This window comes from Luteibacter aegosomaticola (genome assembly GCF_023078475.1).
Lineage (GTDB): Bacteria > Pseudomonadota > Gammaproteobacteria > Xanthomonadales > Rhodanobacteraceae > Luteibacter > Luteibacter aegosomaticola.
The window spans coordinates 4,774,329-4,795,339 of the sequence record NZ_CP095741.1 but is presented as its reverse complement, the minus strand read 5'-3'; the positions used below and the strand labels follow the sequence as shown (position 1 = coordinate 4,795,339).

Sequence of the window (21,011 nt, the reverse complement as noted above, 5' to 3'; positions counted from 1 at the left end):
GAGCCCGGCCGAAAGGCCGGGCTTCTTTCTTTTAGGCCGCGGCCGCGTTCGGCTCGTCGCCAATACGCGACATCACCGTACGACGGAACGCGATCACGCGGTCGGCGTATTCCGGCTCGCTGGAGCGGCCCAGGATCGCGTACATCTCGGCGACCAGGTCAGCGTGGCGAACCGGCGAGAACCGGTGGCCTGCAAGCTCGATATCCGACTGCAGCAGCTTCATGGCGGCGGCGAGGCGCGACGGATCGAGCGGCGCCGGAGCGGCGGCCACTTCGCGGTGGTCGTCACGGCTACGCAGCGATTCCGACGACTCGGTCCGGCCCAGGGCGTCCTCGGAAGTGCCGTCCAGCATCATCGGGCCTTCGCCCGCGGCCAGCCACACCAACGAAATGCCCAGGGTCTTGGCCATGGTCACGCAGCGGCCACGCGACGGATCGGTGTTGCCATCGCGCCAGCTACGCACCACGCCTTCTGAGAAGCCGCAGCGGCGTGCGATATCGCTCACGCTGCCGTTCAACTTGATGACCTGACGGACCCGGCTCGCAAAGGAGGACGCAGGCACGTCGCCACCGGCGCGTCCGCTCTCGAAGCCGCCCCCGGGCGCGTCCGCGCGGATGGATCCCCTCGAATTGTCGTTCATGCCTATGGAACCTCTTCTATTTGGTTTAGCCGCCCCCCGGCGTCTTAGCGCAACAACGCGCGAGTGCCGTTACGGTGTACACGGAAATACCTTCGACGGCCTTTCGTTTGAGAAGTTTCTGAGGTCGTGTGATCCGAGGGCCTGGGGGCCTACCAGGCGGCTGCGGACGCCCCGATTCGCATGAATTTGGCCACTTCGCTGATTCTTGCGACGACCAGGCACGCACACTGAGGCGAAAAAAGTCCGCGCGAACGCACGATAGCTACTCGGCGCTGACAAATTTTTTTAGGAATTTTTCTTAGGGAAAATTCGTAAAAAAGCCTGACGCGTCAGTTATCTGCGAAATAAGCCCTTGATTGCGAAAGGCGATTCGCAAGAACCAAATAGCTGTCACGTAAGGAATCGCGGCTGCGTGCCGCATGTGTGAAATTTTCATGTTGTACGGGTGTGAATTCTTACGTATACATGACGTACGTCACGGTTAAGTGGCGTTTCGGGGAGCGGCATCATTGAATTGATGTCGTTGATTAAAGGGGATTTCTAACCACCGATTCTTTCGCCACCTGGCAGATGCCGGGTCGGGGTCGGCTTGCCGCATGTTTTTGCGGCAGTGATTTTTCACTGGGGAGAGTTGTTACATGAATTCGCGTATTTCTCGCGCCGGCGTGCTCAGCCGTCGCACCGCGCTGGCCCTGGCCATCGCCATGGGCACCGCCGCGCCGGGCGTTGTCCTCGCACAGGCCACCAGCGGCTCGCTGTTCGGTTCGGCTACGGCCGGCCAGACCGTTACCGCCACCAGCGACACCGGCGTCAGCCGTACCGTTACGGTCGACCAGCAGGGCCGTTACACCATCGGCCAGCTGCCCGTCGGTAACTACACCGTCACCCTGAAGCAGGGCGATGGCGTGGTCGACACGCGCTCCAACGTCACCCTGCGCGTCGGCGGTGGTACGGACGTTTCGTTCGCTGGCGCGACCGCAACCGCCGCGAACGCTTCGAGCCTGGAAGGCGTCACCGTTTCGGCCAACGCCCTGCCGTCGATCGACGTCAGCGCCGTCGACTCGCGCACGGTCATCACCTCGCAGCAGCTCGATAAGCTGCCGCTGGCCCGCACCGCCGAAGCCATCGCGCTGCTCGCACCGGGTGCCGTGGCAGGTAGCTCGTTCTTCACCGGCCCGACCGGTAACGCGCTCGTCTCGATCGCCGGCAGTGCCGTGACCGAGAACGCGTACTACATGAACGGCTTCAACACGACCGACCCGCTCAGCGGCTTCGGTGGTATCACCCTGCCGTACGGCGCGATCGACCAGCAGGAAATCCTCGCTGGTGGTTACGGCGCAGCGTACGGCCGTTCGTCGGGTGGTGTGATCTCGCAGATCGGTAAGCGCGGCACCAATGACTGGCACTTCGGTGCACAGGTCCTCTGGGAGCCGAAGAGCACCAAGGCCAACCAGTTCAACTATTACCGTCAGATCGGCGCGCTCGCAGGCCAGGAGTACGACGAGAACAAGGATGACAAGTCCTGGCGCACCACGGTGTCGGCCTACGCGGGCGGCCCGCTGATCAAGGACACCCTGTACATCTTCGTCGCTGCCGAGCAGGAGCGTCGTGAAGGCCAGCAGACCACCAGCGTCGCGGCTCCGTTCGTGTACAAGACCTCTTACCGTAACCCGAAGTACTACGGCAAGATCGACTGGAACATCAACGACAGCAACATCCTCGAAGTGACCGGCGCGTCGAACAAGCAGAACTACGACGCCTCGATCTACAACTACGATTACGACACCCACACCAAGGGTGACTTCTCCGGCAAGGATCACGCCGGTGCGCCGCCGAACAAGTCGGGTGCGGATCTCTACACCGCCAAGTTCACCAGCTACATCACCGATGACCTGACCCTTACCGCTCTGTACGGCAAGATGAAGGGCACGTACTACAGCGCAGTCGGTGGTGATACGACGCAGCCGAACATCATCGGTGCGACGTTCCAGAACCCGGCCTACACCGGTGGCGGCGTGATCACCAACGGTAACCCGTCGGCCCAGATCCCGGATCCGGAGCACAAGTCGACCAACACCAACCTGCGCGTCGACCTGAGCTGGCACATCGGTGACCACACGATCGTCGGTGGTATCGATAACCAGAACGTTCGCGATACGCACGATGGCGTGAACACCTCTGGCCCGGGCTATGCCTGGCAGTACGGCCAGCAGGATGCCGGCGTGCCGATCATCGGTGACTCCCCGAGCGACGAGGCCTATGTGGGCCCGGCCGCTGGCGATGGCTACTGGGTGTCGCGCTACCTCTACAACACGGCCGCTTCGGTCCGTACGACGCAGCGCGCCCAGTACCTCGAAGACACCTGGCAGGTCAACGACCGCTGGATGGTCAAGGTCGGTATCCGTAACGACCAGTTCACCAACTACAACCTCAACAGCCAGCCGTACCTGCGCCTGACGACCCCGCAGTGGGCGCCGCGCCTGGGTGCCACCTGGGACGTCAACGGCGACTCCTCGCTGAAGATCTACGCCAACGCGGGTCGTTACTACCTCGCGCTGCCGGCGACCGTCGCGCTGCGTTCCGCCGGTGCTTCGCTCTACACGAACGAGTACTACAACTACACGGGCATCGATGCCAACGGCATCCCGCAGGGCCTGACCCCGATCGAGAGCAGCACGGGTGGCCCGATTTCGGCCAACCGCGAGTACGGCATCCTGCGCGATCCGAAGACCGCTGCCGCTACCAACATCAAATCGCAGTACCAGGATGAGTTCATCCTCGGCTTCGACGCGGCGTTGACCGACAAGTGGACCTACGGCGCCAAGGGCACCGTCCGCAAGCTGCGTAACTCGATCGATGACGTTGGCGATGCCGGTGCCATCACCCGCAAGATGATCCGTTCGGGTATTGATCCGGACACCATCGGCGATATCCAGGGTAGCTACCTGTTCAACCCGGGCCGCGCCAACACGTTCCTGATCCCGAACACCAACGGCGGCTACTACAGCGTCGACATGAACAACGAGGACTTCGGGTTCCCGCACAACAAGCGTAGCTACTACGGCCTCGAGCTGTACCTCGACCACGCTTGGGATGGCGTGTACCAGGTGCGCTTCGACTACGTCTTCTCGAAGAGCTACGGCAACTCGGAAGGCCAGGTCCGTTCGGACATCCGCCAGGATACGGTCTCGGCGACGGTCGACTGGGATTACGCGGAAATCATGCAGTACGCCAATGGCGAACTGGCTAACAGCCGCAAGCACCAGTTCAAGATCTACGGCTCCTACCAGCTGGCTCCGGAGTGGCTGGTCTCGGCCAACATCAACGTGGCATCGGGTGCGCCGAAGAGCTGCCTTGGCTTCTACGGCCCGAACCAGACCAACCCGAACCTCGGCTATGGTTCCTACTCCCACTGGTGCGAAGGCGAGCCGTCGCCTCCGGGTGCAGCGGGCCACAACCCCTGGACCTACCTGGTCACGGGCTCGGTGGAATACCGTCCGGAGTGGGCTGACAAGAAGCTTGCCTTCAACGTCACGGTGTTCAACCTGCTGAACGAGCGCAAGGAAACGCAGACCTACCCGATCCGCGGTTCCACGCGCAGCCCGAACGCCCGTTACGACGTGCCGCTCTACCAGACCACCCCGCGTTACGCCCGCTTCGGCATCAGCTACGACTTCTAAGCTGCTCGAAGTGCCCCCGGGCCGGCATGGCCCGGGGGGAATGCGAACCAATAACAACTAGATCACCGCGGCTGGCCCATCCAACCGGCCGACGAAGCGACACAGCAACTCCCCAGATCGCCTCTCCTCCCTTGCGGGAGCGGGAGGCGTTTTTTGCGGCAAAACGATTGGCCCATAAGAAAAATCCTGCTCCATCCGTGATTTGGCCCCGACCCTTCCAGTGACCTGGGAGGCAAGAAAACGCCCACCCCGTGTAAATAATTTGTTGACACGGTGGACCGCGTCCGCCTAGATTCGGGTTCGGCGAAATCTGGGTTTGTTTTTCGTGGATGCGAAAAACAGCCTGGATAACGTTGTCGGACTTGTCGGGAGCAGGTCTCGTGGGGCCCGCGGCGCTACTCTGGGAGGAGCAGGTGACGCGGATGTAACACCCCCGAAAACATGCACCCCAAGGCCGAACCCTTTTTCTGGCCTTTGGCTGGTTTTGCACGTTTTCAGGCCCCCGTGGGGCCGATCTGGGGAGATTTGCACATGAGTTCTCGTATCACCCGGCAGGGCTCGGTCCTGCGTCATTCCGCGTTGGCCATTGCCCTCGCGATCGGCATGGGCGGCACCGGTGCCGTCCTCGCTCAGTCCACCGCAGGTTACCTCTTCGGTTCGGCCCAGCCGGGCGATACCGTCGAAGTGAAGAGCGCTGGTGGTATCAACCGTGAAGTGCCGGTCGATGCCAACGGCCGTTTCCGCCTGGATAACCTCCCGGTCGGTTCGGCGTACGACGTCAACCTCAAGCGTGACGGCGCTGTCGTCGATTCCCGCAAGGGCGTGAACCTCACCGTCGGCAAGGGTACGGACGTTTCGTTCGCCGCTGCCGCCGCCACCGCTGGCAATGCCCAGTCGCTGGAATCGGTCACCGTTACCGCCAACTCGCTGCCGCCGGTCGACGTTTCGACGGTCGACTCGCGCACCGTCATCACCTCGGAACAGCTGGCCAAGCTGCCGCTGGGCCGCACCGCCGAAGCCATCGCGCTGCTGGCGCCGGGCGCAACCGCGGGTAGCGGTTACTTCAAGGGCCCGACCGGTAACGCCCTGGTCTCGATCGGTGGCGGTTCGGTTACCGAAAACGCCTACTACATCAACGGCTTCAACACGACCGACCCGCTGTCGGGCTTCGGCGGCATCACCCTGCCGTACGGCGCGATCGACCAGCAGGAAATCCTCGCCGGTGGTTACGGCGCAGCCTACGGCCGTTCGGCCGGTGGCGTGATCTCGCAGGTCGGTAAGCGCGGCACCAACGAGTGGCACTTCGGCGCCCAGGTGCTGTGGGAGCCGCGCGGCACCCGTTCGACCCCGGGTAACGACCACTACCAGGTGAACTCCGACGGCGCCAGCGCCGGCGAGCTGTACAACTACAACAAGAAAGACACCCAGATGCGTCAGGTCGAGTCGGCCTACGTGGGTGGTCCGCTGATCAAGGACAAGCTGTACTTCTTCATCGCCGCTGAGCAGGAGAAGGTCAACCAGGACACCTATACCAGCCAGGACTCGCCGGCTTACTACGATCGCTCGTACCGTAACCCGAAGTACTACGGTAAGTTGGACTGGAACATCAACGACAGCAACATCCTCGAAGGCACCTACGCTTCGAACAAGCAGAACTACGACGCCAACGTTTACGGCTTCGATTACACCACCCTGACCCGTGGTGCCAAGGTCGGCAAGGATACGTCGGTCAACAACAAGCAGGGCGCTGACCTGTACTCGTTCAAGTACACCAGCTACATCACGGACGACCTGACCCTGACGGCCACCTACGGCAAGATGAAGGGTACGTACTACACCCCGACGCCGGATTCCGATAATCCGCACGTCCTCAAGCCGACCAACCAGGACCCGACGGTTCTTGATGGTCGCAACCCGATCACGAACGACAACCCGTCGGCTGCCGTGAACGATCCGACCCACAAGTCGACCAACCGCAACCTGCGCATCGACCTGAGCTACCACATCGGCGACCACACCATCACGGGTGGTATCGATAACCAGGACGTGCGTGACACCGACGACGGCCAGTTCACCTCCGGCCCGGGTTATGCCTGGGAATACGGCAAGGTTGATCCGGGCTCGAACATCGTTGGCGAGCTGGGCGATACCAGCTACGTCGGCCCGGGCAATGCGAACGGCTACTACGTCGACCAGTACAAGTACCAGACGACGGCCTCGGCTCGCGTGAAGCAGCGCGCCCAGTACCTCGAAGACTCCTGGCAGGTCAATGACCGCTGGCTGGTGAAGCTGGGTATCCGCAACGACCAGTTCACCAACTACAACGGCCAGGGCCAGTCCTACCTCAAGCTGACCAAGCCGCAGTGGGCTCCGCGCGTCGGCGCTACCTGGGACGTCAACGGCGACTCGTCGCTGAAGATCTACGCCAACGCTGGCCGTTACTACCTCGCCCTGCCGGCGAGCGTGGCCCTGCGCTCGGCGGGTTCCTCGCTGTACACCCGTGAGTACTTCACCTACACGGGTATCGATTCGCTCGGCCAGCCGACCGGCCTGACCCCGATCGACACGTACACCGGCGGCCCGATCTCGGCCAACCGCGAATACGGCTTCACCCGCGATCCGAACACCGCTGCCTCGACCAGCCTCAAGTCGGAATACCAGGATGAGTTCATCCTCGGCTTCGACAAGACCCTGGGCGACAAGTGGGTCTACGGTGCGAAGGCGACCGTCCGCAAGCTGAAGAACGCGATCGATGACACCGGGGATACCGATGCCATCTACAACGCGCTCATCAACCAGGGCGTCGATCCGAACACCATCGCCAAGCGCAACGGCGACTACGACATCCAGGGCAGCTACCTGTTCAACCCGGGTCGCGCTTCGGACTTCCTGGTCCCGAACACCGCCGGTGGCTACTACACCGCCCACGTGTCGAACGCCGACTTCGGCTTCCCGCACCTGAAGCGTAACTACTACGGCCTCGAGATGTACCTCGAGCATCCGTTCGATGGTAAGTGGTACGGCAAGGTCGACTACCTGTTCTCGAAGAGCTACGGCAACTCGGAAGGCCAGGTGCGTTCGGATATCGGTCAGACCGACGTCTCGGCGACGGTGGACTGGGACTTCCCGGAACTCATGCAGTACTCGAACGGCGATCTGTCGAACAGCCGTCGCCACACGCTGAAGGCGTATGGTTCGTACCAGCTGACCGAAGAGTTCCTGGTCTCGGGTAACCTGACGATCCAGTCGGGCGCTCCGAAGGACTGCCTTGGCTACTTCGGCGCCAACCAGACCGATCCGACCGGTTACCAGTCGTACTACCACTACTGCTACGGTCAGCCGTCGCCCCCGGGCGCACAGGGCCACCTGCCGTTCCAGTACCTGGTTGACCTGAGCGCCGAGTACCGTCCGCTGTGGGCCGACAAGAAGCTGGCCTTCACGGTGTCGGTGTTCAACGTGTTCAACAAGCGCGAAAAGCTTGCGATCAGCCCGAACGCTGGTCAGACCGGTGCCGTGGAAACGGATTACAAGACCACCTTGTTCCAGACCACCCCGCGTTACGCTCGCTTCGGCATCAGCTACGACTTCTAATCAGGTCGCAGCGGTTTGCCAGCCGCCATCCCCCGGGATGGCGGCCTCTCCAGAAAGACGCCACCTCCGGGTGGCGTTTTTTTTGGGAGGAACAGGTTCTGAGTGGTATGGGCATAAACCTGCGGAAAAACATGGGCTTGGCATTTTCGGCACGAACCGGCTCGGGAATGCGGCGCGGTTCGCGCTTCCAGCCCTTCGTCGCGGGCGCCGCTTGACTTTTCCACAGCCGTTTTTGCCGGTATGCTCCCAAGTTCCCCCCGGAAGTCCTTGCGGGCCATGCGCTTGCGTATCTTCCGTGACCCACACACCTTTCCGTTTCAAACGAGGCTCGACCATGCGCAGGATTCTCTTGTCGCTCGCATCCGTTTCCGCCCTGGCACTCGCCGGCTGCGGTGGTGGTTCGGACAACAACGGCCAGCAGGCCGCCGCTGGTGGCGACAGTGCTCCCGCCGCTCCCGCCAATGCCGTGACCGGCACCGTCACCCTGCGTGACGCGGGCGCCACGCTTTCGCCGGATGCCAAGCTCGACCTCAAGCTGATCGACGTTTCGGCTGCCGGTTCGCAGCCGCTCGCGAGCAAGCAGATCGCTCCGGTGACCCTGCCGCAGCAGTTCCAGCTCGATTTCAACGCCACGGATCTCAATCCGAACGACATGTACATCGTCGAGGTGTCCCTGCAGGACGGCGAGCGTCACTACTCGTCGCCGCTGAAGACCCCGGTGCTCACCAAGGGCGCCAAGGCCGTTGCCAACATCCAGCTCGTCGGTGAAGCCACCCCGGGCGAGAAGGAGCTGGCCGGCTACGAGTCCGTCAAGAAGAACATTGGCGGCATGAAGATGACCCAGGGCACCGCGCTGAAGGAAGGCGAGTCGCGCGGCTGGCAGATCTTCAAGAAGGGCAACGACGTCCTGTTCGTGATCGAGCTGGTCGATTACGGCGATAAGGGCTTCACCTCCACGAACTACGCTTACAAGAACGGTAAGCCGTGGGTCATCGTGCAGGAGAAGAAGCCGAGCAAGGACGGCAAGCCGACCGCCACCGAGCGCGCTGGCTGGAACGATGCAGGCGAGCTCGTGCTCAAGCAGAACCAGGCCGGCAGCAAGGTCGACGAGCTCAGCGAAGCCGACGCCAACAGCCTGAAGAGCCAGGCTGAAGCCATGTACTCGAAGGCCGGCGGCAAGAAGTAAGCCGCTCCTTTATGTGATACAAAAAAAGCGCCGGCGAAAGCCGGCGTTTTTTTTTACACAGTTCTCTTCTGTAAGCGCAGGTGTTCTCGCATGACATCGCCTATCCATTTTTACTGGCCCGCCGCGCTTCTCTTACTGGTGCCATCCCTCAGTGTGGCGCAATGGGAGCGGCCTTCGAGCGTCGGCGCATCGGAATCCGCGCCGGTGCTTTACGTGGACTCGGGTAGCAACTCCCCGATTCGGGCCGCTGCCCTTAATGGTGATATCGACAAGTTGTCGATAACGGCAGCATCAACGACGTCCGGCTACGGCGACGTTGGAAAAGCGCTGATCGCCAGGGCGCACGGGGATTTCACCGGATCTGCCAGGCTTGCAGCGGACTGCGTCGATCATGCCATGGCAGCTGGAGGTGGCGGGGCAAGTATTGCACTCGTCTGCGCAGAGATCGGGGCCAGCAACGTCCTGATGAGGGGAGATCAGAAAGGATGGGCGCAAGCCACCATCGATAGCTGGAATCGGCTGGCGCCCGCGCTCCGCGCAGCGACGGGCCAAACCCATCTGAGCACGTCCGAGTTGGATATCGCGAGAGCTGTCCTTTCTGGCGCGCCGGAAACAAAGACCAGTATCCAATGGCGTCCCACCCGCCAGCCGCTCCGGTTTCTACCAGACCCTGCCAAGATCACCGCGCCCGGTGAGAGGTTGTTTGTCGAGGTCGAAGTGAACGGAAAGGTGCAGCACTGGATGCTCGATACGGGCGTTCAGACGTCTGCGTTGTCACGTGCCGACGCTGCCAGCCTGGGTCTTCCGGTCACGGAGGCCCATATCCGCGCAAGGGACCCTAGCGGCCGAAGCGTCAGTACGGTGGGTCTTGTCGACGTGGATCAACTCAACGTTGCCGGCCTCGAGGTAAAACATGCGCGCATGCTCGTGGTACCGGGCGATGTCTCGCTGCTCGGCATGGACCTGCTTGCGCGCATGGGGTCGGTCACTCGCATTTCGTCGAAGGCCGTAAGCTTTGATGCATCGCCGGGGCGGTGCGACTCGCCGCTTACTTATAAGCTCGACTTCACGGGCCTCCAGGACGACTCGGGTGTTCTCATGTCGCCGTCTATTGCTGGAGAGCAGCGGCTGGCCTCGTTGGATCTCGGCAATAACAGTGCGTTGGCGCTTGCCTCGTCTGATCTGTCGTGGCGCAAGGGCAGTACGCCTGTCCAGGTGCGAGTGACCAAGGTTACGGGGGAGTCGACGATGGAGGTTTTGCAGGGCAAGGTCGACGTGTCGGCAAATGGAACCACTGCGACCGTACCGCTTTCCATCGTCGACCCCGATGGATCGTCGCCACCGTGGACGGTGGGTTCTGGCATCTTGCATCAGTTCGATGTCGTTCTGGACCACAGTCGTCACACGGCCTGCTTGTGGCCGGCGGCGAAGTGAGCCTCCAAAGCAAAACGCCGGCAAGATGCCGGCGTTTTGTTTATGCGAGCGGTAGTGCCCTGGCTTAGAACGCCAGCTTCAGGCCCAGGTTCACGCTGTTGAGGCGCTGGCTGTCGTCACCGAAGCGGCCGCTGTAGCTTGCCCAACCGCTCCAGCTCTTGCTGAAGTCGGCCGAGACGCCGACGTCGGCGGTGACCCAGTTCTTGTCGGGCGTGAAGCCCTGCAGCTCGAACTTGCCGCTCATGTTGACGAGGCCGGCCGTGACGTAGCGATCGTCAGCGCGGCCATCGTGGTTGTACGCCACTTCGGCGAACGGATGCACCACGGTGTTACCCGCGGCCCACGAACCCTGCAGGCGCCAGCCGCCGGTTTCGATGCGGGCGTTGCGCACCTGGCGACCAAAGCTCATCGCGGTGCTGGTGTTGTTGCGCTCGCTGTAGCCGTCCACGCGGAGCTGTTCCACTTCCACCGTGACGAACGGACCGGTCTTCAGCGTTTCGTTGCCGAACCACCAGCCACCGGTGAGGCCGCCACCCACGTGCGAACCCTGGGTCTTGCCGGATTCGGTGCGGCGGGCTGCGCCCAGGTCGATGCGGCGGTCGATATCGGTGAAGCTCAGCTGGCCGAAGCTGACGAACGTGCCGACGTAGCCGCCACCCTGGTGGTAGAACGCGTAACCGGTACCGGCGACGTCCTGCATCTTGTAGCCGCCACCGCCCTTGAAATCAGCATTGGCCTGGGTGAGACCCAGGGCGACGCCGGCGTTGAAGTTCTCGCTGATCTTGGCATCGGCGCCAACGGTGAGGTTGACGTTGTTGCTGTCGGTCTTCGGCGAGGTGCCGGTGTCCTTGTAGTTCTGCTGGCCGTAATCGACCGATGCGAAGAAGCGCGAATCGGCGCCGAGGTTGTCGGCCATCATTTCGTTACGTAGCGCGCGCATGTGCGCGGCATCGGAAGCCAGGCCGGCTTCGCCGAGCAGCGAGATCTGGCGCGGTGCCTGGAGCACCGAGATCGCATACTGGCTGAGCAGTGCGTGCGCGGCGGTGGTCGGGTGGATGCCGTCGGCGAACAGGTAGGTGGCGGCCGCGTTCGGATCGCGCAGCGTAGCCGGCGAGCAGGTGATCGAGCTGGCCGTGGTGCAGGCCGGGACGGTCACGTTGGTGAAGCCGTAAGCCGACGGGTTGGCGATGACTTCGTTGAGCAGCGAGTACGTGTCGATCGACACGATGCCCTTGTTGGCCGTGGCCAGGCCGCCCGAGAGGATGCCGTTGTAGATCAGCGAAAGCGACGAGATGCTCGATGCGTTGGCGGCGCCAGCGGCCTGAGCGGCCGGAGTCTTGCCGATATCGGGCAGGTTGAAGACGACGATGGTCTTGGCGCCAGCGGCCTGCAGTGCCTTGATCTGGCCGACTTCCTGCTGGGCGGCGGTGCCGACGATGATCTGCGCGGTCGCCGGGCTCTGGGTGGCGGCCAGGATGTCGTTGGCGCCGATCCACATGGTGTACAGGGCGTTCGGGTCGGCCTTGCCGTTGTTGGCGGCCAGGTAGCCCTGGATCTGGGTCGCGGTGGACGGGACCGGATTGGCCACGCCCGCGCGCGCGCCACCAAAGGCGTAGTCGGTACCACCCTGCAGCGACGGGGTCAGGCTGAGGTTGAAGTACTTGGCGATGTTTTCGACCGCGACGGTGCCCGGGTTCGTGGTGAAGCGGGAGACCACCGGCGAGCCGGAAAGGATGGCGACGTTGCCGTTATCGCTCAGGCTGTCGCCGAACGAGACGACCTGCTGGAACCCGTCGGCGTGCGCCCCGGCACTGAACAGAAGGGCGGCACCGATGGCGCCTGCAAGATGACGAATACGCATTTGGAATCACTCCGTGTGTGGGGCGTTAGAGAAACGTTACGGTAGCCGAAGCCATACGGCAGCGCATGCTGCGCCGCCGCAGGTTTTTTGCAGAAAGACGCCGTAGGAGCTCACCCTGTGAGCGACGCCGTTCGCGTAAGAGCCACAGGGCCTGTGGCTCTTACGCGAAAGATGTCGCCCACAGGGTGGGCTCCTACGGGTTAGCGCTTGAGCGCTTTCGAAAACGCGTCAGCGAAGGCGCTGTTCGCCGGTGCCGGCGTGGCCTTCGGTGCCTGCGGACCACGGCCGCCACCGCCACCACCCGGACCACGGCGGTTGCCGCCGGCGTTCGCCTCATCGCGCTGGCCGGGACGGCCGGTGCGCGCTTCGCCCGGCACGTCGTCGAGACGCATGCTGAGCGCGATGCGCTTGCGCGGCAGGTCTACTTCCATGACCTTCACCTTCACGATGTCGCCGGCCTTCACCGCATCGCGCGGATCCTTGACGAAGGTGTGCGACAGCGCGGACACGTGGACGAGGCCGTCCTGGTGCACGCCGATATCGACGAACGCGCCGAACGCGGCGACGTTGGTCACGCGGCCTTCGAGCACCATGCCGACCTTCAGATCCTTCAGGTCTTCGACACCTTCGGCAAAGCTCGGCGCGACGAACTCCGGACGCGGATCGCGGCCCGGCTTTTCGAGTTCCTTGAGGATGTCGCGGACGGTTGGCACGCCGAAGGTTTCGTCGGTGAAATCCTCGGCCTTCAGGCCACGCAGGAACGACGTATCGCCGATGACCTGCTTCACTTCGCGGCCGCACTGCTTGAGGATTCGCTCAACGACGGGGTAGGCCTCGGGATGCACCGAGCTCGCGTCGAGCGGATTCGTGCCGCCGGTAATGCGCAGGAAGCCCGCGCACTGCTCGAACGCCTTGTCGCCAAGACGCGGCACTTTGAGAAGATCCTTACGGCTGCCGAAGGCGCCGTTCGCATCGCGATGCTTCACCACGTTCTCGGCGACGCTGGACGACAGGCCGGCCACGCGCGAAAGCAGCGGGGCGGAAGCCGTGTTCACATCGACGCCCACGGCGTTCACGCAGTCTTCCACGCGCGCGTCGAGCGCACGGGCGAGCTTCACCTGGTTCACGTCGTGCTGGTACTGGCCCACGCCGATCGCCTTGGGCTCGATCTTCACCAGCTCGGCCAGCGGATCCTGCAGGCGGCGCGCGATGGATACCGCGCCACGGATCGAGACGTCGAGCTCAGGGAATTCCTTCGAGGCGAGTTCCGACGCGGAATACACCGATGCGCCAGCTTCGCTGACCACGACCTTGGAGAGGTTGAGGCCCGGCAGTTTACGCATGACATCGCCGACCAGCTTGTCGGTTTCGCGCGAGGCGGTGCCGTTGCCGATCGCGACGAGGCCCACGCCGTGCTGCTGGCTGAGCTGCGCGATGCGGGCCATGGACTGGTCCCACTGGTTGCGCGGCTCGTGCGGGTAGATGGTGTCGTAGGCGAGCAGCTTGCCGGTGGCATCCACGATGGCCAGCTTGCAGCCGGTGCGGATACCCGGGTCGAGGCCCATCACGGTCTTCGCGCCAGCGGGCGCGGCGAGCAGGAGATCCTTGAGGTTCTCGCCGAACACGCGGATGGCTTCGTCTTCCGCGCCTTCGCGCACGCGGCCGAAGAGGTCGAGCGTGAGGTGCAGGTGCAGCTTCACGCGCCAGGTGACGCGCACGGTCTCGCGCAGCCACGCATCGGCCGGGCGGCCGTTGTTGCTGATACCCGCGCGGGCAGCCACGCGGCCTTCGCCTTCGGCGTGGCCCTGGTCAGCATCGAGCGCGGGGTTGAGATCGATCTCGAGGATGCCTTCGTTACGGGCGCGCATGAGCGCGAGCAGGCGGTGCGAGGGGATCTTCGAAAGCGCTTCGGTGTGGTCGAAGTAATCGCGGAACTTCGCGCCTTCGTTTTCCTTGCCCGGGACCACAGCGGCCTTGATCTGGCCCTTGTCCCACAGCCAGTCGCGCAGCTCGCCCACGAGGGTGGCGTCTTCGGCGATGGTCTCCATGAGGATGGCACGGGCGCCGTCGAGGGCAGCCTTCACGTCGGCCACGCCCTTCTCGGCATCGACGAAGCCAGCGGCGAAGGTCTCCGGATCCTGCGAGGGATCTTCGCGCAGGCCGGTGGCCAGCGGCTCCAGGCCGGCCTCGCGGGCGATCTGGGCCTTGGTGCGGCGCTTGGGCTTGTAGGGGAGGTAGAGATCCTCCAGGCGCGCCTTGGTGTCGGCGGTGAGGATGTCGGCCTTGAGGGCGTCGGTCATCTTGCCCTGCTCGGCGATGCTGTCGAGGATGGCCGAACGGCGGTCCTCCAGCTCGCGCAGGTAGCGCAGGCGTTCTTCCAGCAGGCGCAGCTGCGTGTCGTCGAGGCCGCCGGTGACTTCCTTGCGGTAGCGGGCGATGAACGGCACGGTGGCGCCACCATCGAGAAGATCGACCGCCGCGCGGACCTGGTCGGGGCGGGCGGCGATATCCTGGGCGATACGTTGTTCGATGCTCTGCATGTCTTTCCTGTGCTAGCTCAGCCGGCCGAAACGAGGACCGGGCCGCCGATGATAGCAAGCAGGGAAGGTCGGCCGGCCGCATCAGCGGCCAGCCGGGGGTATCAGGCGTCGAAGCTGCCGCGTGGGCCGTTGTCGCGTGGGGTCTGTACCGGGCGGCTATCCGCGCGGCCCGTGAGCACGTAGGTGCCGGCCAGCATGTCGTGGATACCCTGCTTGCGCTCCGAGAATGCCGCGGTCACATAGAACACCAGCGGCAGGAACACCGAGAGGAACGGCACGGCATTCGCCAGGCGGATGAGGTTGCGGCTCACGGCCCGGACCATCGTGAGGCGTTGCCCGGAGGTATCCGTGACACGGATGCCACATGCCAGCTTGCCGGGGGTGGCCTGCCACTTCGAGGATTCGAACAGCACGTAGTAGGCAAAGCCGAGCAGCAGCACGATGTAGCTGATGGGGCGCACCTCTTCGAAGTAGGCCGCGAGCGCCGCGCTCTGGTTGGTCTCTACCTGCGAGAACAGCGTAGTGAGCGCGTGCTGGAAGCCCATCGCCAGGGCCACGAAGGTCGCCGGGATGGTGATCAGGATGTAGTCGATGATCCAGGCGCCGAAGCGCAGCCAGAAGCCGGCATATTCCGGCGCGGCAGCGTCCTCGGTGATGCCCATGAACGGCTGGGCGCGCGGCTCCACCGGCGGCGGTGGCATGGGCGGCGGGGTGCCCGGTGCGGGCCGCTCATCGGGGAAGAGCTCACCGAGCGGACGCCAGTCGGTCATCCCCTCGTACCAGCCGAGTTCCTCGGGGCGGCAGGTGCCATCGCGCAGCCACTGGCGGATCTCGTCCTCAGGGTACGGGCCGAAGCGTTCGCCGTTGCGTCCGATCCAGACTTGCATGGTGTGTCATCCGTTAAAGCACTAACTGCCACGGATGATGCCAGATGCCCGCGGGCGCGCCGAGGGCCAGAGGTCAGGCGGCGCGTCGCTTCAGGTGCACCAGCAGCAGGGAAATGGCGGCCGGCGTGACGCCGCTGATACGCGAGGCCTGGCCGATCGTGGCGGGTAGCGAACGCTTCAGCTTCAGCAGCACCTCGGCGGAAAGCCCGCGCACGCGGTCGTAGTCGAAATCGCCGGGGATAGCCGTTGCCTCGTGGCGGCGCTGGCGCTCGATCTCGTCGCGCTGGCGCTCCAGGTAGCCGGAGTACTTCGCCTGCACTTCCACCTGGGTGGCGACTTCGGCGTCGGCGACGGCCGGGCCCAGTGCTTCCACGGTCATGAGCGCGGCGTAGTCGAGCTCGGGGCGGCGCAGCAGGTCGAGGGCGTGCGTTTCGCGGCTAACGGCGATGCCGAGCGCACGCTCGACGGCGGCGCCGAGCGTGTTGGTCGGTGCGGCCCAGAGGCCACGCAGGCGCGCGGTCTCGCGCTCCGAGGCTTCGCGCTTCTCTTCCAGCCGGCGGAAACGTTCCTCGGGCACCACGCCGCGGGCGTAACCCGCTGGCGTCAGGCGCAGGTCAGCGTTGTCTTCGCGCAGGTGCAGGCGGTATTCCGCCCGCGAGGTGAACATGCGGTACGGCTCGATCGTGCCGTTCGTGGTCAGGTCGTCGATGAGCACGCCCACGTAGGCTTCGTCGCGGCGCGGGTACCACGGCGTCTCGCCGCGCACGGCGAGCGCAGCGTTCATACCTGCGATGAGGCCTTGCGCACCGGCTTCTTCGTAGCCGGTGGTGCCATTGATCTGGCCGGCGAAATACAGGCCCGGGATGCCCTTCGTCTCCAGCCACGGATGCAGCCCGCGCGGGTCGAAGTAGTCGTACTCGATCGCATAACCGGGCCGCGTGATATGCGCGTTCTCGAAGCCGGGGATCGAGCGCACCAGGGCGTACTGCACATCGAAGGGCAGCGAGGTGGAAATGCCGTTCGGATAGATCTCGAAGGTATCCAGCCCTTCGGGCTCCACGAAGATCTGGTGCGAGAGCTTGTCGGCGAAACGCACCACCTTGTCTTCGATCGACGGGCAGTAGCGCGGGCCCACGCCTTCGATCTGGCCGCTGTACAGCGGAGAGCGGTCGAGCGAGCCGCGGATGAGGTCGTGCGTAGCTTCGGTGGTCTGGGTGATCCAGCAGCTCACCTGGCGCGGGTGGTCCGCGGCCGAGCCCATGTAGGAGAAGTGCGGCATCGGGTGATCGCCGGCCTGCTCTTCGAGCTTGCTGTAATCGATGCTGCGGCTGTCGATGCGCGGCGGCGTGCCGGTCTTGAGCCGATCGGCCGCCACGGGCAGCTCGCGCAGCTTTGCGGCCAGCGTGGAGGCGGGCGGGTCGCCCGCGCGGCCACCGGCGTACTGCGCCGGGCCGATATGGATCTTGCCCGCGAGGAAGGTACCGGCGGTCACCACGACGGCCGGTGCATGGAAATCGAGGCCCATCTGCGTGCGCACGCCGATGACGTGGCCGTTCTCGAGCAGCAGGTCGTCCACGGCCTGCTGGAACAGGCGCAGGTTGGGCTGGGTTTCGACGATGTGCCGGATCGCGGCCTTGTACAGGGTGCGATCCGCCTGGCAGCGCGTCGCGCGCACAGCCGGGCCCTTCGAGGCGTTGAGCGTGCGCCACTGGATACCGGCGAGATCGGCCGCGCGGCCCATGGCGCCGCCCAGTGCGTCGATTTCCTTGACCAGGTGCCCCTTGCCGATGCCGCCAATGGCCGGGTTGCAGCTCATCTGGCCGATGGTTTCGATGTTGTGGCTGAGCAGCAGCGTCCGTGCGCCCGTACGGGCAGCGGCAAGCGCGGCTTCGGTGCCGGCGTGGCCGCCACCGACCACGATCACGTCGTAGGTTTCTTTATGCAGCATGGGAAGGGCTAGGGCGTAAGGGCCAGGTTGGTCATTTTAGCGCCAGTTGCATCGTGCGCGGCGTTGTGAACGTGCCGGGTGCTGTAACCGTGCCGGCTTTGTGACCGTGCCTGGCGTTGTAGGAGCCCACCCTGTGGGCGACGCCGTTCGCGTGAGAGCCGCCGGCGCGCGCGGGCGCAGTTACAGATGTAACGGTTGGCACGAACGATGCTTTGCTTACAGCGCACTTCCACCGGGCAGACGCTGCGCGACATACGCGCGCCGAGATCGAGCGACAGGGGCTTGATCGAGTGCCGGAGGAAGGAAGCGGGATGTGGGCAAGGATGCCCCATTCGGTTCAAGAATGAGATCTGGCGCCCAGCGGTCTCAGGAACAGGGGGAATCCAGGATGACCGTGCTGCTGGGCGCCAGAAACCGAAGTGATTGGCACGAATAGCCGCGGCCCCTGCCGCGGCTTTCTTCGTTGGAAACTACACTACTCTTTTCCGATGAACCGTGTGTGACTTTTTCGTCAACGAATGGCCCGGTTTCGGCAATTGGTGACGCTGAGCGTCAGTTTTTGATAATCACGTCACCCCAGCGCAACTCGGGCAAGGATGTCCGTGAGGTCGCGTGAGAGATCTTTTCGCCCGGCCAGTTCAGCCACCACCGCATGGGCCGCTTCGCGGCGTGCCGGTTCCAGCCGCTTCCAGCCGTTGAACGCCGTGGCCACGCGTGCCGCCACCTGCGGATTCAGCGCATCGATCGCCACCAGGCGATCGGCCAGCCAACGGTAGGCCGCGCCGTCGGGGCGGTGGAAGCCCGTGGGATTCACGCGGGCAAACGTACCGATCAACGCCTGGACGCGATTCGGGTTTTTCAGCGTGAACGCCGGATCGTCTTCCAGCGCCTGGATCCGTGCCAGCGCGCCGTCGCCCGGTAGCTGGGCCTGGGCGGCAAACCATTTGTCGAGCGCGAGCGCGTTACCGTCATAGCGCTTGCGGAAATGGGCCAGCGGCTCGTCCGCCGCGGCCGGGTCGGTCACGGCCAGCGTGGAGAGGGCGGCCAGGCGGTCGGTCATGGACGGTGCGCTTTCGTATTGCTGGCGCGCGAGCGGCACGCTGCCGGCGGCGTCGGCCAGCGAGAGCAGGTCGAGCACGCGGCGCTTCAACTGGCGGCGCGCCTGGTCGGCAGCCGTGAGCCCGGCGTTCGCCTGGGCGTGGAGCGCCTGGTAACGGGCCTTCAGCGCGTCGCTGCCGATCGTCTGCGCGAGCGCGCGAAGGAGCCCCTGGCGCACGGCCCGGATACGTTCCGGGTCGCGCTCGGGCTGGCGCTCCACGAGTTCGATCTCGCCCGGCGGTGTCAGCAGCTCGGCGAGCAGTGCGTCATCGATGCTGGCGTCGCCGAACAAGCCGGCCACGGCCTTCGTCCATGCAAGGACGGCAGCGCCACCGGGCGCGCCGTCACGGAACGCGTCGAACGCGAGGCCGGCGAGTTGCTGGCCGGCGTCCCAGCGGTTGAAGCCGTCGGCATCGTGGCGCAGGAGTAGCGCCAGTTCGGCGGGTGCGTACTCGCATTCCAGGATCACTGGCGCCGAGAAGCCGCGCAGCAGCGATGGCACCGGCGCGGATGCGACATCCTCGAAGACAAAAGTCTGTTCGGGACTGTTGAGCACGACCGTGCGTTCGTTCGCGCCAGCCGCTGCCTCGCCTTCGAGGCGCAGCGGCAGCGCCGTGCCGTCCTGGTTGAATAGCGACAGGCGCACCGGCACCGGCAGCGCATGCTTATCCGGCTGACCCGCGCTCGCCGGCGTGCGCTGGCGCAGCTGCAGGCGATAGCGACGCTTGTCAGCGTCGTAACGGCCCTCCGCACTCAGGCGTGGCGTGCCGGCCTGACCGTACCAGGCGAGATAGCTGGATAGATCCACGCCATTGGCATCGCCAAGCGCCTTCAGGTAATCCTCGATCGTCGCCGCCTGACCGTCATGGCGTTCGAAGTAAAGATCCATGCCCTTGCGGAAGCCATCGTGGCCCAGGTGGCCTGCGATCATCCGGACCAGCTCAGAGCCCTTCTCGTACACGGTGGCGGTGTAGAAGTTGTTGATCTCGGTGTATTGCGACGGGCGAACCGGGTGCGACAGCGGGCCCGCGTCTTCCGGGAATTGCGCGCGGCGCAGCAGCGCCACGTCTTCGATGCGCTTTAGCGGCGCCGAATTCATATCCGCCGAGAAGCTCTGCTCACGGAATACCGTGAGCCCTTCTTTCAGGCTGAGCTGGAACCAGTCGCGGCAGGTGACGCGATTGCCGCTCCAGTTATGGAAATACTCGTGTGCCACCACGGCTTCGACATGACGGTATTCGTCATCCGTACTCGAATCCGGGTCGGCCAGGAGGTACTTGGCATTGAAGATATTGAGGCCCTTGTTCTCCATGGCGCCCATGTTGAAATCATGGGTAGCGACGACATGGAACACATCGAGGTCGTAATTGCGCCCATACGCCTGTTCATCCCAGCGCATGGAGCGTACGAGGGAATCCATGGCGTAGTCGCAGCGGTCGATGACATCGGCTTCGGCCCAGATGTGCAGCGCGACGTTACGGCCATCGGCGGTGGTGTAGTCCTGGCTGATCCGCTCCAGGCGTCCCGCCACCAGCGCGAACAGGTAGCTCGGCTTCGGGTGCGGATCGACAAAGCGTGCCCAGTGGCGGCCATCGGCGAGATCACCCGCGCCATCGGGGTTGCCACCCGCCAGCAGGACGGGGAAGCGCGCCTTGTCGGCGCGCAGCGTCACGGTGAAGGTCGACAGCACGTCCGGCCGGTCCGGGTAGAACGTGATGTGGCGGAAACCTTCGGCTTCGCATTGCGTCAGCAGGAAGCCCTTGTCGCGGCTGCCCGAAAGATAGAGGCCTTCGAATGCGGTGTTCTCCGCGGGGCGCACGGCCACCCGCGTGCTGAGTGTGCAGCGGTCGCCCTCGACGCCGACTTCAAGCACGCCATGGGCGAGGATGTACTCGCCATCGCCCAGTCGGCGGCCGTCGATGCTGAGCTCCAGCAATTCCAGCCCCTCGCCGTTGAGGCGGATGGGCTCGTCGGCCTGGCGGACCAGTTCCAGCGTGGCGTGCACTTCGGCCCGGTCGATCCCCAGATCGAACTCCAGGGCGACATGCTGCACCGCCCATGCAGGCGGGCGATAGTCGGCGAGGCGGATGACGGCGGTGGGGGTATCGGAACGGTCGCTCATGGCGTCAGGCTATTCGTGGTGCGG

The 21,011-nt window shown here is 64.4% G+C and carries 10 protein-coding genes; 4 read left to right on the top strand and 6 right to left on the bottom strand.

The window, feature by feature from the left end; genetic code table 11:
- Nucleotides 1-31: 31 nt before the first annotated feature.
- A complete protein-coding gene (locus L2Y96_RS21515) occupies nucleotides 32-640 on the bottom strand; it encodes a helix-turn-helix domain-containing protein (protein ID WP_247330363.1) in 609 nt (202 codons plus the stop codon).
- Between the two features lie 638 nt (nucleotides 641-1,278).
- Here L2Y96_RS21515 and L2Y96_RS21510 point away from each other — a divergent pair.
- The 4 genes from L2Y96_RS21510 to L2Y96_RS21495 all read left to right on the top strand — a co-directional run bounded on the left by L2Y96_RS21510 (nucleotide 1,279) and on the right by L2Y96_RS21495 (nucleotide 10,531).
- Entirely contained in the window at nucleotides 1,279-4,320 is a 3,042-nt protein-coding gene (locus L2Y96_RS21510) for a TonB-dependent receptor (RefSeq protein WP_247330362.1), read from the top strand.
- Nucleotides 4,321-4,851: 531 nt separating this feature from the next.
- Nucleotides 4,852-7,911, top strand: coding sequence for a TonB-dependent receptor (locus tag L2Y96_RS21505; protein ID WP_247330360.1), 3,060 nt, complete (start codon nucleotides 4,852-4,854; stop codon nucleotides 7,909-7,911).
- Nucleotides 7,912-8,245: 334 nt separating this feature from the next.
- Nucleotides 8,246-9,097, top strand: coding sequence for a YbaY family lipoprotein (locus L2Y96_RS21500; RefSeq protein ID WP_247330357.1), 852 nt, complete (start codon nucleotides 8,246-8,248; stop codon nucleotides 9,095-9,097).
- Nucleotides 9,098-9,187: 90 nt separating this feature from the next.
- Nucleotides 9,188-10,531 carry a retropepsin-like aspartic protease gene (locus L2Y96_RS21495; protein ID WP_247330355.1) on the top strand — a complete coding sequence of 448 codons (1,344 nt, stop codon included), beginning with the start codon at nucleotides 9,188-9,190 and terminating at the stop codon, nucleotides 10,529-10,531.
- A 64-nt stretch (nucleotides 10,532-10,595) separates the two neighbouring features.
- Here the strand turns inward: L2Y96_RS21495 and L2Y96_RS21490 are convergent, their stop codons facing one another.
- The 5 genes from L2Y96_RS21490 to pepN form a co-directional block, all read right to left on the bottom strand.
- Nucleotides 10,596-12,392, bottom strand: a complete 1,797-nt coding sequence (locus tag L2Y96_RS21490) for an autotransporter outer membrane beta-barrel domain-containing protein (RefSeq protein WP_247330352.1) — start codon at nucleotides 12,390-12,392, stop codon at nucleotides 10,596-10,598.
- A 200-nt stretch (nucleotides 12,393-12,592) separates the two neighbouring features.
- Nucleotides 12,593-14,932 carry a Tex family protein gene (locus tag L2Y96_RS21485; RefSeq protein ID WP_247330349.1) on the bottom strand — a complete coding sequence of 780 codons (2,340 nt, stop codon included), beginning with the start codon at nucleotides 14,930-14,932 and terminating at the stop codon, nucleotides 12,593-12,595.
- 101 nt (nucleotides 14,933-15,033) lie between these two features.
- The gene (locus L2Y96_RS21480) at nucleotides 15,034-15,819 is read right to left on the bottom strand and encodes an RDD family protein (protein ID WP_247330346.1); all 786 of its coding nucleotides are present in this window, start codon (nucleotides 15,817-15,819) and stop codon (nucleotides 15,034-15,036) included.
- Nucleotides 15,820-15,892: 73 nt separating this feature from the next.
- Nucleotides 15,893-17,767, bottom strand: a complete 1,875-nt coding sequence (gene mnmG, locus L2Y96_RS21475; RefSeq protein ID WP_247330345.1) for a tRNA uridine-5-carboxymethylaminomethyl(34) synthesis enzyme MnmG — start codon at nucleotides 17,765-17,767, stop codon at nucleotides 15,893-15,895.
- A gap of 571 nt (nucleotides 17,768-18,338) precedes the next feature.
- Nucleotides 18,339-20,987, bottom strand: a complete 2,649-nt coding sequence (gene pepN / locus L2Y96_RS21470) for an aminopeptidase N (RefSeq protein WP_247330343.1) — start codon at nucleotides 20,985-20,987, stop codon at nucleotides 18,339-18,341.
- Between the last annotated feature and the right edge of the window lie 24 nt (nucleotides 20,988-21,011).

Coding starts and splice junctions, on each gene's coding strand:
- L2Y96_RS21515 (WP_247330363.1), bottom strand. CDS start 640: ATGAACGACAATTCGAGGGGATCCATCCGCGCGGACGCGCCCGGGGGC.
- L2Y96_RS21510 (WP_247330362.1), top strand. CDS start 1,279: ATGAATTCGCGTATTTCTCGCGCCGGCGTGCTCAGCCGTCGCACCGCG.
- L2Y96_RS21505 (WP_247330360.1), top strand. CDS start 4,852: ATGAGTTCTCGTATCACCCGGCAGGGCTCGGTCCTGCGTCATTCCGCG.
- L2Y96_RS21500 (WP_247330357.1), top strand. CDS start 8,246: ATGCGCAGGATTCTCTTGTCGCTCGCATCCGTTTCCGCCCTGGCACTC.
- L2Y96_RS21495 (WP_247330355.1), top strand. CDS start 9,188: ATGACATCGCCTATCCATTTTTACTGGCCCGCCGCGCTTCTCTTACTG.
- L2Y96_RS21490 (WP_247330352.1), bottom strand. CDS start 12,392: ATGCGTATTCGTCATCTTGCAGGCGCCATCGGTGCCGCCCTTCTGTTC.
- L2Y96_RS21485 (WP_247330349.1), bottom strand. CDS start 14,932: ATGCAGAGCATCGAACAACGTATCGCCCAGGATATCGCCGCCCGCCCC.
- L2Y96_RS21480 (WP_247330346.1), bottom strand. CDS start 15,819: ATGCAAGTCTGGATCGGACGCAACGGCGAACGCTTCGGCCCGTACCCT.
- mnmG (WP_247330345.1), bottom strand. CDS start 17,767: ATGCTGCATAAAGAAACCTACGACGTGATCGTGGTCGGTGGCGGCCAC.
- pepN (WP_247330343.1), bottom strand. CDS start 20,987: ATGAGCGACCGTTCCGATACCCCCACCGCCGTCATCCGCCTCGCCGAC.